Source organism: Lentzea sp. NPDC058436 (genome assembly GCF_042721515.1).
Taxonomy (GTDB): Bacteria; Actinomycetota; Actinomycetes; order Mycobacteriales; family Pseudonocardiaceae; genus Lentzea.
Map to the genome: position 1 here is coordinate 65,689 of NZ_JBHXLF010000015.1, position 12,439 is coordinate 78,127.

The following is a 12,439-nucleotide window of genomic DNA, read 5'->3' on the forward strand; positions in this document are numbered from 1 at the left end:
CGCGGTTCCGCTATGCCGAAAGAGTGTGTCCGAGCCGGCGATCCATAGGCTACCAATACAATCCGTGACCACATGCCAAATGAGACCGACCGAACGCACGGGTTCGCCGGCAGCACTACTCGGAATGTGGCGATCGTGACACCAATCCGTCAGAGGCTACGCGCCGAATGCGCGATTTTCCCGGAAGTTCACCCCATTGACAGGATTCAAGCCGGGAACTGCGGTACGCGCACGCCCCCGGAAAAGGCGAACGCCCCGCGCGACGTCGTTGTCGCGCGGGGCGTCATGCTGCTCTCCGCTGTCGGACGCCGTTGTCAGACCACAGCGAGCGGAAGCTGGTTCGGGATGACGGGCGAAGGCAGGTTCGAGGAACCCGTGAGGAAGTTGTCCACGGCGTTCGCCACGGACCGCCCCTCGGCGATCGCCCACACCACCAGGGAAGCGCCGCGGTGGGCGTCCCCGCAGACGAACACGCCGGGCGCGGTCGTCTGCCAGTCGGAGCCGCACGAGATCGTGCCGCGCTGCGTCAGCGAGATGCCGAGGTCGTCGAGCAGACGCATGTGCTCGACGCCCTCGAAGCCGATCGCCAGCAGCACCATGTCCGCGGGCAGGACCTCGACCTCGTCGGACAGCGGCACGACCGAGCGACGGCCGGACGAGTCCCTCTCGACGCGCACCTGCTGCAGTTCGATGAACCGCACGTGGCCCTCGTCGTCGCCCACGAAGCGCTTGACCGCCACGGTGAAGCGGCGTTCGCCTGCCTCCTCGTGCGCGGGGTACGTGCGCAGGACGTGCGGCCACACCGGCCACGGCGAGCGGTCGTCGTCGCGGACGGACGGCGGCATCGGGTACTGGTCGAGCTGCGTCACGGACAGCGCGCCCTCGCGGGTCGCGGTGCCGTAGCAGTCGGCGCCCGTGTCGCCGCCACCGATGACGATGACGTGCTTGCCCTCGGCGGAGTACGACGACGGGCCGTCACCCTCGACGGCGCGGTTCGCGGGGACCAGGTGGTCCATCGCGAGGTGCACGCCCTTGAGCTCACGTCCCGGGGTCGTCTTGTCGTCACGGCCGCGCAGAGCGCCCACGGCGAGCACGACCGAGTCGAACTCGGCCCGCAGCTGCTCGACCGTGATGTCGACGCCGACCTCGCAGCCGGTGACGAACTTCGTGCCCTCCTTGCGCAGCTGCGACAGCCTGCGGTCGAGGACCTTCTTCTCCATCTTGAACTCGGGGATGCCGTACCGCAGCAGGCCGCCGAGGCGGTCGTCGCGTTCGTACACGACGACCTCGTGGCCCGCGCGGGTCAGCTGCTGCGCGGCGGCGAGTCCGGCGGGACCGGAACCGACGACCGCGACGCGCTTGCCCGAGGACACCGTCGCCTGGGACGGCTGCACGTAGCCGTTCTCCCACGACATGTCCGCGATGGTCTCCTCGACCCGCTTGATCGCGACGGCGCCACCGGCGTCGTGCGAGATCGCCAGCACGCAGGCGGCCTCACACGGTGCCGGGCACAGACGACCCGTGAACTCCGGGAAGTTGTTGGTGGCGTGCAGGCGGTCCGAGGCCAGCTCCCAGTCGCCGCGGCGCACCAGGTCGTTCCACTCGGGGATGAGGTTCCCGAGTGGACAGCCCGCGGTTCCGCTGTGGCAGAAGGGAATGCCGCAGTCCATGCACCGCGTCGCCTGCGTGCGCACGGCGGCGTTGCGCTCCTGCGGGTCCTCGTGCAGGTAGACCTCGTTCCAGTCCTGCAAGCGTTCCGGCTTCGGACGCTTCGGCGCGTCGGAGCGGGTGTACTTCATAAATCCCTGTGGATCAGCCACGAGACGCCTCCATGACAGCCGCGTCAACGTCCCGGCCCTCGGCGCGCGCGAGGCGCATGGCCTCGAGAACGCGCTGGTAGTCACCGGGCATGACCTTCGTGAACGCACCGGCCCGGCGGGTCCAGTCCCCGAGCAGCGACGCGGCGACGGCGGAACCCGTCGCGTCGTGGTGCTTGGTGACCGCGTCCTTGAGCCAACGCAGGTCCTCGGCGCTGAGGCGCTGCAGATTCACCATCTCCTGGTTCACCGACAGGGGATCCAGGTCCAGCACGTACGCGATGCCACCGGACATGCCGGCCGCGACGTTGCGCCCGGTCGGCCCGAGCACCACGGCCCGGCCACCGGTCATGTACTCGAACGCGTGGTCGCCCACGCCCTCCGCCACCAGCAACGCGCCGGAGTTGCGGACGCAGAAGCGTTCGCCGACGCGGCCGCGCAGGAAGACCTCACCGGAGGTCGCGCCGTAGCCGATCACGTTGCCCGCGATCACCTGCTGCTCGGCGCGGAACGGAGCGTCGTCGTGCGGCCGGACGATGATCCGCCCGCCGGACAGGCCCTTGCCGACGTAGTCGTTCGCGTCGCCGACCATCTCCAGCGTGATGCCGCGCGGCAGGAACGCGCCGAGCGACTGGCCGGCCGAACCGGTCAGCTTGACCCGGATCGTGTCGTCCTCCAGGCCCTCGCCGCCGTAGCGGCGGGTGACCTCGGCGCCGAGCAGCGTGCCGACGGTGCGGTTGACGTTGCGGACGGGCAGCTCCAGGTTGACCTGGTGCGCGTCCTCCAGCGCCGCCTCTGCGAGCTGGATCAGCGTGCGGTCCAGGGCCTTGTCGAGGCCGTGGTCCTGCTCGCGGATCCGGCGCTTCGCCGTCGGGTACGGGGTCTCGGGCACCTCGAAGACCGGGTCCAGGTTCAGGCCCGCGGTCTTCCAGTGCTCGATCGCCTCGTCCTTGTCGAGCAGCTCCGCGTGACCGACCGCCTCGTCGATCGTGCGGAAACCGAGCTCGGCCAGGATCTCGCGGGCCTCCTGCGCGATGAACTCGAAGAAGTTCACGACGTGGTCGGCCTGGCCGGTGTAGCGGGCGCGCAGGTCGGGGTTCTGCGTGGCGACGCCGACCGGGCACGTGTCCAGGTGGCAGACGCGCATCATCACGCAGCCCGCGACGATCAGCGGCGCCGTGGCGAAGCCGAACTCCTCGGCACCGAGCAGCGCGGCGACCACGACGTCACGGCCGGTGCGCATCGCGCCGTCGACCTGGACGGTGATGCGGTCGCGCAACCCGTTGAGCAGCAACGTCTGCTGGGTCTCGGCGAGGCCGATCTCCCACGGCGTTCCCGCGTGCTTCAACGAGTTCATCGGCGAGGCGCCGGTGCCACCGTCGTAGCCCGAGATCAGCACGACGTCCGCGTGGGCCTTCGCCACACCGGCGGCGACGGTGCCGACGCCGATGGACGAGACGAGCTTCACGTGAACCCGAGCCTGCTCGTTCGCGTTCTTAAGATCGTGGATGAGTTGCGCCAGATCCTCGATCGAGTAGATGTCGTGGTGCGGCGGCGGCGAGATCAGACCGACGCCCGGCGTGGAGTGCCGGGTGCGCGCGACCCACGGGTAGACCTTGAAGCCGGGCAGCTGGCCGCCCTCGCCGGGCTTCGCGCCCTGCGCCATCTTGATCTGGATGTCCGTGGAGTTCACGAGGTACTCGCTCGTGACGCCGAACCGTCCACTCGCGACCTGCTTGACCGCCGAACGGCGTTCCGGGTCGTACAGGCGCTCGCGGTCCTCGCCGCCCTCACCGCTGTTCGAACGACCGCCGAGGCGGTTCATCGCGATGGCGAGGGTCTCGTGCGCCTCCGCCGAGATGGAGCCGTACGACATGGCACCGGTGTTGAAGCGCTTGACGATCGCGCTGACGGGCTCGACCTCGTCGATCGGGATCGGTGTGCGGCCCTCGCCCCGGAACTTGAACAGCCCGCGCAGCGTGCCGCCCTGCCGCGAGATGCGCTCGACTTCCGCCGTGTACTGGCGGAAGACCTCCTCCTTGCGCGTCTTCGTGGCGTGCTGCAGCAGGAACACCGTCTCGGGCGTGAACAGGTGCAGCTCGCCCTCGCGGCGGTACGAGTACTCGCCACCCACTTCGAGCCTGCGGTGCACGCGGTCGGTCGGGTTCTCCGGGTGCGCGCGGCGGTGGCGCACCGCCACCTCCTCGGCGAGCACCTCCAGGCCGGCGCCGCCGAGCTTCGACTGCGTGCCGGTGAAGTACTCGTCCAGCAGGTCGTTCGACAGGCCGACGGCCTCGAAGATCTGCGCCGCGGTGTAGGCGCCGACCGTCGAGATGCCCATCTTCGACATGATCTTCAGGACGCCCTTGACGAGCGCCTTGACGTAGTTGCGGATCGCCTTGTGCGCCGGGACGCCGGTGATGGCGCCCTGGCTGATCAGGTCCTCGATCGTCTCGAACGCGAGGTACGGGTTCACCGCGGCGGCGCCGTAGCTCAGCAGGGCGGCGACGTGGTGGACCTCGCGGCAGTCACCGGACTCGACGACGAGCGCGACGCGCAGGCGTTCCTTGGTGCGCACCAGGTGGTGGTGCACCGAGGAGACGAGCAGCAGCGACGGGATCGGCGCCATGCGGTGGTCCGAGTCGCGGTCGCTGAGCACCAGCGTCCGAGCACCGTTCGCGATGGCCTCCGACGCCTCGCGACGCACGCGCTCGATCGCGGCGGTCAGCGCCTCGCCGCCACCGTCCACTTCGTACAGTCCGGACAGGACGGTGCAGGCGAAGCCCGGCAGGTCGCCGTCGTCGTTGATGTGGATGAGCTTCGCGAGCTCGTCGTTGTCGATGACCGGGTAGTCGAGCGTCACGTGGCGGCACGACACCGGGCCGGGGTCGAGCAGGTTCTGCTCGGGACCCATCACGCGCTTGACGGACGTGACGATCTCTTCGCGGATCGCGTCCAGCGGCGGGTTCGTGACCTGCGCGAAGTTCTGCACGAAGTAGTCGTAGAGCAACCGGGAGCGCTGGCTGAGCGCCGCGACCGGGGTGTCCGTTCCCATGGACGCCAGCGGTTCCATGCCCATGATCGACATGGGCGTGAGCAGGATCCGCAGCTCCTCCTCGGTGTAGCCGAAGGTGAGCTGGCGGCGCACGACGGACTCGTGGCTCTGCACCACGTGCTCGCGGTCCGACAGGTCGGCGAGGTCGAGCAGGCCGGCGTGCAGCCACTCGTCGTAGGGCTGCTCCGACGCGAGCCCCGACTTGAACTCCTCGTCGTCGACGATGCGGCCCTGCTCGGTGTCCACCAGGAACATGCGGCCGGGCTGCAGGCGGCCCTTCGCGACCACCTGGTCGGACGGCACGTCGAGCACACCGGTCTCGGACGCCAGGACGACGCGGCCGTCGGCGGTCTGCCACCAGCGGGCGGGACGCAGGCCGTTGCGGTCCAGCACCGCGCCGACGAGCGTGCCGTCGGTGAACGTGACGCAGGCCGGGCCGTCCCACGGCTCCATGAGAGAAGCGTGGAACTGGTAGAACGCGCGGCGCTTCGGGTCCATCGTGGCGTGGTTCTCCCACGCCTCGGGGATCATCATCAGCACCGCGTGCGGCAGGCTGCGGCCGCCGAGGTGCAGCAGCTCCAGCACCTCGTCGAACGACGCGGAGTCCGAACCGTCCGGGTTGCAGATCGGGAACAGCCTGGCGAGGTCGCCGTCGACGAGTTCGCTGTCCAGCAACGCCTCGCGGGCGCGCATGCGGTTGCGGTTGCCGCGGACGGTGTTGATCTCACCGTTGTGCGCGACGAACCGGAACGGGTGCGCGAGTGGCCACGAGGGGAAGGTGTTCGTGGAGAAACGGCTGTGCACCAACGCGATCGCCGTGTAGAGGCGCTCGTCGTGCAGGTCAGGGAAGAACGCCGGCAGCTGCTCGGTCGTCAGCATTCCCTTGTAGACGATCGTGCGCGCCGACAGCGACGGGAAGTAGACGCTGCCCTCGTGCTCGACCCGCTTGCGCAGGCAGAACGAGAGGCGGTCCAGCGCGATGCCGGACTCGTCGCGCGTGCCCTTCACGAACAGCTGCGCGAAGTGCGGCGCCACCGACATGGCCGTGGGGCCGACGTTCGCCTTCTCCGGGTCGACCGGAACGTCGCGCCAGCCGAGAACGACGAGGCTCTCCTGCTCGGCGATGCGCTCGATCTCCTGCATCGCGGCGACGCGTTCTTCGGACTCGAACGGCAGGAAGGCGATGCCCGCCGCGTACTGCCCGCGCTCGGGCAGGTCGAAATCGACGACAGCACGCAGGAACTCGTCCGGCAGCTGCAGAAGGATGCCAGCACCGTCGCCCGACGTGGGCTCGGCGCCGGCGGCGCCCCGGTGCTCCAGGTTCGCCAGCGCTGTCAGGGCATCCGCGACGATGCCGTGAGAACGCCTGCCCTGGATGTCGGCCACCATGGCGACACCACAGGCGTCGCGCTCATCAGCCGGGTCGTAGAGACCCTGGGGGCCGGGGATGGCGGAGAAGATCACTGCGCAGACCTCCTTCGTCGTCCTCGCGAAAGAACAAAGTCCTCGTGCTCAGACCTCGAACCAACAGGTGGGAGCACGGGACGACGATGGCCCGCGTGTTGACGCGACTTTAACAGCCGCGAAACCCAGGGACACCCGCCAATGGGTGATCTAGGTCATGGATGTGTAACGATTCCTGGCTGCGGAGCGACATTGCGGCCAACGTCGGCGTTCGTTACAGCCGGGTAAGCGTAACCGAACGTTCAACTACGGCCAGTCGGATGAGAGCTGCGCTACATTCGCGGTTTGCCACTGGATGAGCCGGGTACGTACTCGTTTTGGCTGTTCAGCCGCCTGCCGTCCCAGTTAGCGGACGCTCACGTCACCGGAACCCGGTCGCACCGGCACCGTCCATTCAGGCAGATCGCACGCCGGTGGCCCCAAACGAAACCGAGGCCCCGTTCACCCCGCGCCGCATGCGGGGAGAGCGGGACCTCGGCATTCATGGAGGTCGGAGAGGTCTCGTGGCCGGAGGCGGGAAGAGTCGCCTCCGGCCACGGACGTTCTCAGTGGGCCGCGGCCGGCTCCTTCTTGTCGTCGTCCGCGCCGGTCTGCTTCGAGAGCAAGTCGTCGACGTCGACGCTGTCGGGGTTGTTCAGCACGCGGGTCAGCTGGTCCTTGTCGAGGGCCTTCTGCCAGGCGGCGACCACGAGCGACCCGACACCGTTGCCGATCACGTTGGTGATGGCGCGGGCCTCGGACATGAAGCGGTCGATGCCGACGATCAGCGCGATGCCGACCGCGGGGATGGCCGAGTGGGCCTCGAAGGCCTGCAGCGAGGCGGCCAGGGTGACGAGGCCGGCACCGGTGACGCCCGCCGCGCCCTTCGACGCGATCAGCATGAACAGCAGCAGGCCGATCTGGACGCCGATCGACACGTCGTGACCAGTGGCCTGGGCGATGAAGATCGCGCCCATGGTCAGGTAGATGCACGTGCCGTCGAGGTTGAACGAGTACCCGGTCGGGATCGTGAGGCCGACGACCGACTTCTGCGCGCCCGCCGCCTCCAGCTTGACCATCATGCGCGGCAGCACCGACTCGGACGACGAGGTGCCGAGCACGATCAGGATCTCGTCCTTGATGTAGCGCAGGAACTTGAAGAGGCTGAAGCCCGCGAACTTCGCCACCAGGCCGAGGACCACGATGACGAACAGGAGGCAGGTGGCGTAGAAGGAGCCCATCAGCCACAGCAGCTTGCCGAGGACGCTGCCGCCGAACTTGCCGACCGTGTAGGCGATACCGCCGAAGGCACCGATCGGGGCGACGTACATGACGATCTTGATGATGCCGAACATCACCTTGGAGAGCGTCTCCATCGCGGAGACGACCTTGGCGCCGCGCTCACCCATGCCGGCGACCGCGACGGCCACGAGGATGGCGACCACGAGCACCTGGATCAGCTGGCCGTCCGTGAACGCGCTGACGAACGACTTGGGTACGAGGCTCAGGATGAAGCCGGTGACACCGGTCTCCGCGGTCGACGCGGACTTCAGCGTCGCGTCGGCCTGGCTCGCGTTGAGCGTGATCTCGCCGCCGTGGTGACCCGGCTGCACGATGTTCACGACGATGAGGCCGATGGCGAGCGCCACCGTGGTCATCGCGGTGAAGTAGAGGATCGTGCGGAGTGCGAGGCCACCCGCCTTGGCGAGGTTGCCGAGGCCCGCGATGCCGACGATGATCGTCGCGAAGATGGTCGGCGCGATGACGACCTTCACGAGGTTCACGAACAGGTCGGCGAGCCACTTCATCTCGGACGCCTGTTTGGGGAACAGGAAGCCGACGGCAGCGCCCAGAACGATGGAGACGAGCACCCAGAAGTAGAGGTGCTTGTAGATCGGTTTGCGCCCTGTGGTCGTGGTGGCCACTGTTCCTCCTTGAACTACGCGTTGGACAGAGAGTGAGCCGCGCCACCAGGCCCGACAAGCGGGCGTCGGGAAACTTCAGACAGCCCTGACGTAACAGCTAGGCTTCATCGGTGTCGCTCAGCCGTCGCACGCTTCTGCTAGGGGCCGGTCTGGCTCTTGCCGGGTGCACCCCGCGCAAGGTCGAGGCCCCCGCTGAGCTGGTGCTCGCGACCGGGCCGGAGGGCGCCGTGTTCCGCGAGGTCGGCGGGGCTCTGGCGGCCGCGCTGGCCGAGCAGCTGCCCGGCACGAAGGTGACCGCCATCCCGACGGCCGCGTCGGTGGAGAACCTGCAGTTGTTGCGATCAGGTGAAGCCCAGCTCGCGCTGTCCTCTTTGGACCCCATCGACGACCCGCAGAGCGTCCGCGCGGTCGGCAGGCTCTACGACAGCTTCATGCAGATCGCGGTGCCGACCACGTCCCCGATCAACACCTTCGGCGACCTGGCGGGCAAGCGGATCTCGTTGGGCCCCAAGGGCTCCGGCACGGAGTTCACCGCCGAGCGGATGCTGGACTTCTTCGGCCTGTCCGCAGTGGACGAACGCATGGCGCACGCGGAGGCCTCCCGCCGGGTCGCGAACGGGTCGCTGGACGCGTTGCTGGCGCTGACCGGCATCCCGACGCCCGCGATCACCGACCTGCAGGGCAACGTCCGGCTGATCGACATCCCGCAGGAGGCGATCAAGCTCGCCGACGCGTTCAAGGGCCCGTACATCCCCGCGACCATCCCGAGCACGATCTACGAGGACGTGGCGGCGAACCAGACGTTCGCGGTGCCGAACCTGCTGCTGGCGCGCGAGTCGCTGAGCGCGGACGTCGTGGAGGTCGTGACGCGCACGGTGTTCACCGAGACCGCGCGGATCGTGGAGGGGCACCCGGAGGCGTCGCGGATAAACGTCCGCACCGGCATCGCGACCGGCCTCGTACCGCTGCACGACGGCGCTAAGCGGTGGTTCCGTTCCGTGAAGCGCTGAGAGCGACCTTCACGTCCAGGCCGGGTTCGGCGTCGTGCAGGGTGAGCGTGCCGCCGGCCGACTCGATCAGCTCGGCGCAGATCGCGAGTCCCATGCCGGTGCCCGCGATGTTCTGGTGCTTGGTGGCGCGCCAGAACCGTTGCAGCGCGAGCTCCCGTTCCTCGGGGGTGAGACCGTCGCCGTTGTCGACGACGTGCAGCTCACCGTGCTTGCCGGTGATCGCCACCTCGGAGGCGTTGGAGAGCCGGATGGCGTTGCTGACGAGCTCGTCGAGCACGCTGCCGAGGCCACCCGGCGGTTCCTGCATGGTCAGCCCGGCCGGGATGTCGATCTTCAGGGCGACCCCCGCCTTGCTCGCGAGCGCCTGCCACGCCGGCCGGTGCGTCGTGAGCAGCTGGTCGATCTCGACGGGTTCGGTCTGCCGGGCGCTGTCGAGCCGGGTCGCGGCCAGCAGCGTGTCGAGCACGCGTCCCATCTCCTCGGCCTCCTCGACCGCGATCTGGTGCGCCTCGCGCGCGTGCTCCCCCTCCACGTGCGGTTCGAGGTTGTCCACGGCGAGCCGCAGACTCGCCAGCGGGTTCCTCAGCTGGTGCGACGCGTCGGCGACGAACGCCTTCTGCCTGTTCAGCGCCTTGCCGACGACGTCGACCATGGTGTTGAAACTGCGGGCGAGCCGTCTGAGCTCCTGCGGCCCGCCGACCTCGTCCGCCCGCACCTCGAGGTTGCCCTGGGCGACGGCCGCGGTGGCCTCGTCGAGCCTGCCGATCGGCCGCAGCACCCAGCGCGACATCGGCCAGGCGGCGGCGACCACGGCGAACATCGGCGCGAGACCGGCCAGCGCCAGCAACCCCCACTGCCGCAACACCTCGGACCGCAGGCCTGCCGTCTGCGAGATGGTGATGACGGCGGCCACCACCTCGCTGTCCCTTCCGACCGGCTCGACGACGACCATCGGACCGGTGCGCCACGGCCAGCCCGAGTACCCGGGCTCCGGCCGCACGCCCCCGTTCAGCGCCGTGTCGAGCGCGGTGGTGACCTCGGGGTCCTTGGTGGGGTCGAACTCCAGCCGGGAGGCCAGCAGGATCCGCCTGTCCGCGCTGACGAGGGCGACGGGCACGTCGTAGAGGTGGTCGTAGCCCTGGATCTCCTGGCTCAGGGCCTCCAACCGGCCCGACTGCAACGCGCTCTCGCCGAGCGAGGCGAACCTGCTGGCGTCACCGAGGCGGTCGAGGTACGTCGTCTGCGTCTCCCGCTGCACCACCGCGGACGCCAAAGGGATGCCGAGCGCCGCGACCAGGGCGACGAGCAGCGGAACGGTGATGACGAGCAGTCGGCGGAGCATCGGTTCAGATTGTTCCGCACGGCCCAGCGGATGTCTCTCGGAGACTCGTCACGTGGCGAGGCGGTAGCCCACCCCGCGCACCGTCTCGATCTTGACGTGGTCGCCGAGCTTGCCCCGCAGCGCCGCGATGTGCGTGTCGAGCGTCCGCGACGGCGCCTCCCAGTGCGCCTGCCACACCTGGTCGACGATGAAGTCGCGGCTCACGACCTCGCCCTTGCGGGTCGCGAGGAGGGCGAGCAGGTCGAACTCCTTGCGGGTCAGCGACAGCGGTTCGCCTGCCAGCGTGACCGTGCGCGTCGACGTGATGATGTGCAGCGGCCCGACCTCGACGGGAGCCTCGGCCTCCGGCTCGGCGCGGTGGGCGCGGGTTCGCCTCAGCACGGCCTCGATCCTGGCGAGGAGCTCGGACGTGCCGAACGGCTTCACGACGTAGTCGTCGGCGCCCGCGCGCAGGCCGAGCACGCGTTCGCGTTCCTCACCGCGCGCGGTCACCGTGATGACGGCCGTGCCCGGACGGTGCCGCAGCTCGCGCAGCACGTCCAGGCCGTCGCCGTCGGGCAGGCCGAGGTCCAGCAACACCACGTCGGCGGGCGCCGCACGCAGCGCGTCGGCGGCCGTGGCCACCCGATGCACCTCGTAACCCGCGTGCCGCAGAGCGGTCAGCAGGCCTCTGGCCACCCGGTCGTCATCCTCGACGACGAGCACGCGCAAGATTCACTCCGGTTTGACGGACTCCGCCGGGGAGTCCTTCTTGTCCTTCTCGGTGACGTCGCTGCCGTCCTCGGCGACGGGCTCGTCCTCCGCCACGTCGTCCGCGGCTTCGGCGGGCTCGCCGGTCTCGGCGGTCTCCCCCGTGCCCCGCAACGCGACGATGTCCTCCCGCTCACCGCGGGACTTGGCGATGATGAAGTACGCGACCGCGCCGAAGAACACGATCGCCGACACGAACACGTTCACGCGCGTGCCGAGGATCAGCGTGGCCTCGTCGGTGCGCATCAGCTCGATCCAGAACCGGCCGGCCGTGTAGCCCGCGACGTACAGCGCGAAGACCCGGCCGTGGCCCAGGCGGAACTTGCGGTCGGCCCACACGATCAGGAACGCGACGCCGAGGTTCCACAGCAGTTCGTAGAGGAACGTCGGGTGCACGACCTGGATCGGCGTGTGGTCGATGGCGACACCAGCCAGCGCGTCCTCACGGCCCTCCTGCGTCACCCGGCGGTAGATCTCCAGACCCCACGGCAACGTCGTGTCGCCGCCGTAGAGCTCCTGGTTGAAGTAGTTGCCGAGCCGGCCGATGGCCTGCGCCGCGACGATGCCGGGCGCCAGCGCGTCCGCCATCGCGGGCAGCGGGATGCCCCTGCGCCGGCAGCCGATCCACGCGCCGACGGCACCGAGCGCGATCGCGCCCCAGATGCCGAGCCCGCCGTTCCAGATCTCCAGCGCCGCGAGCGGGTTCTTGCCCGGCCCGAAGTACTTCTGGTTGTCGGTGATGACGTGGTACAGCCGTCCACCGACGAGACCGAACGGCACGGCCCACACGGCGATGTCGGTGACCTCGCCCTTGATACCGCCGCGGGCGACCCAGCGGCGCTCACCCCACCAGATGGCGACGATGATGCCGGCGATGATGCACAGCGCGTAGGCCCTGATGGGGAGCGGACCGAGGTACCAAACACCGCGGTCGGGACTCGGGATCGTGGCCAGAAGGGCGTCCAACACGGCGCCCACCGTACCGGTCGCCCTGTGAGCGCCTCGTGGGGACGCTCGATCGTTATCCGATCCTGGGCCCGGCGGCCCCGACCCGAGATACTCGGACGCGGTCTCGGTGGGCTCGCGAAAGGGCGGAC

7 protein-coding genes are annotated in these 12,439 nt (G+C 69.2%); 1 reads left to right on the forward strand and 6 read right to left on the reverse strand.

Annotation, left to right across the window (positions count from 1 at the left end; all coding sequences use genetic code 11):
• Positions 1 to 314: 314 nt before the first annotated feature.
• The 3 genes from ACFWN2_RS34660 to dctA form a co-directional block, all read right to left on the reverse strand.
• Entirely contained in the window at positions 315 to 1,820 is a 1,506-nt protein-coding gene (locus ACFWN2_RS34660; RefSeq protein WP_382434700.1) for a glutamate synthase subunit beta, read from the reverse strand.
• Positions 1,813 to 6,336: a glutamate synthase large subunit gene (gene gltB, locus ACFWN2_RS34665; RefSeq protein ID WP_382434702.1), complete on the reverse strand. Its 4,524-nt coding sequence runs from the start codon at positions 6,334 to 6,336 to the stop codon at positions 1,813 to 1,815. The genes ACFWN2_RS34660 and gltB overlap by 8 nt, the downstream gene beginning before the upstream one ends.
• A 545-nt stretch (positions 6,337 to 6,881) precedes the next feature.
• Positions 6,882 to 8,240, reverse strand: coding sequence for a C4-dicarboxylate transporter DctA (gene dctA / locus ACFWN2_RS34670; RefSeq protein ID WP_382434704.1), 1,359 nt, complete (start codon positions 8,238 to 8,240; stop codon positions 6,882 to 6,884).
• Positions 8,241 to 8,350: 110 nt separating this feature from the next.
• On the opposite strand from dctA, the gene ACFWN2_RS34675 reads away from it, so the two are divergent.
• Entirely contained in the window at positions 8,351 to 9,250 is a 900-nt protein-coding gene (locus ACFWN2_RS34675) for a TAXI family TRAP transporter solute-binding subunit (protein WP_382434706.1), read from the forward strand.
• Here ACFWN2_RS34675 and ACFWN2_RS34680 read toward each other — a convergent pair.
• From ACFWN2_RS34680 to lgt, 3 genes are read right to left on the reverse strand one after another with little or no spacing between them, the layout of a single operon-like run.
• Positions 9,219 to 10,592 carry an ATP-binding protein gene (locus tag ACFWN2_RS34680; protein WP_382434708.1) on the reverse strand — a complete coding sequence of 458 codons (1,374 nt, stop codon included), beginning with the start codon at positions 10,590 to 10,592 and terminating at the stop codon, positions 9,219 to 9,221. The two genes, ACFWN2_RS34675 and ACFWN2_RS34680, sit on opposite strands and share 32 nt — an antisense overlap.
• A 48-nt stretch (positions 10,593 to 10,640) precedes the next feature.
• On the reverse strand, positions 10,641 to 11,303 hold the full coding sequence (locus ACFWN2_RS34685) for a response regulator transcription factor (RefSeq protein ID WP_382434710.1): 663 nt from the start codon (positions 11,301 to 11,303) through the stop codon (positions 10,641 to 10,643).
• Positions 11,304 to 11,306: 3 nt separating this feature from the next.
• Complete coding sequence (gene lgt / locus ACFWN2_RS34690) at positions 11,307 to 12,308, reverse strand: prolipoprotein diacylglyceryl transferase (RefSeq protein ID WP_382434824.1); 1,002 nt, start codon at positions 12,306 to 12,308, stop codon at positions 11,307 to 11,309.
• Between the last annotated feature and the right edge of the window lie 131 nt (positions 12,309 to 12,439).

Coding starts and splice junctions, on each gene's coding strand:
- ACFWN2_RS34680 (WP_382434708.1), bottom strand. CDS start 10,592: ATGCTCCGCCGACTGCTCGTCATCACCGTTCCGCTGCTCGTCGCCCTG.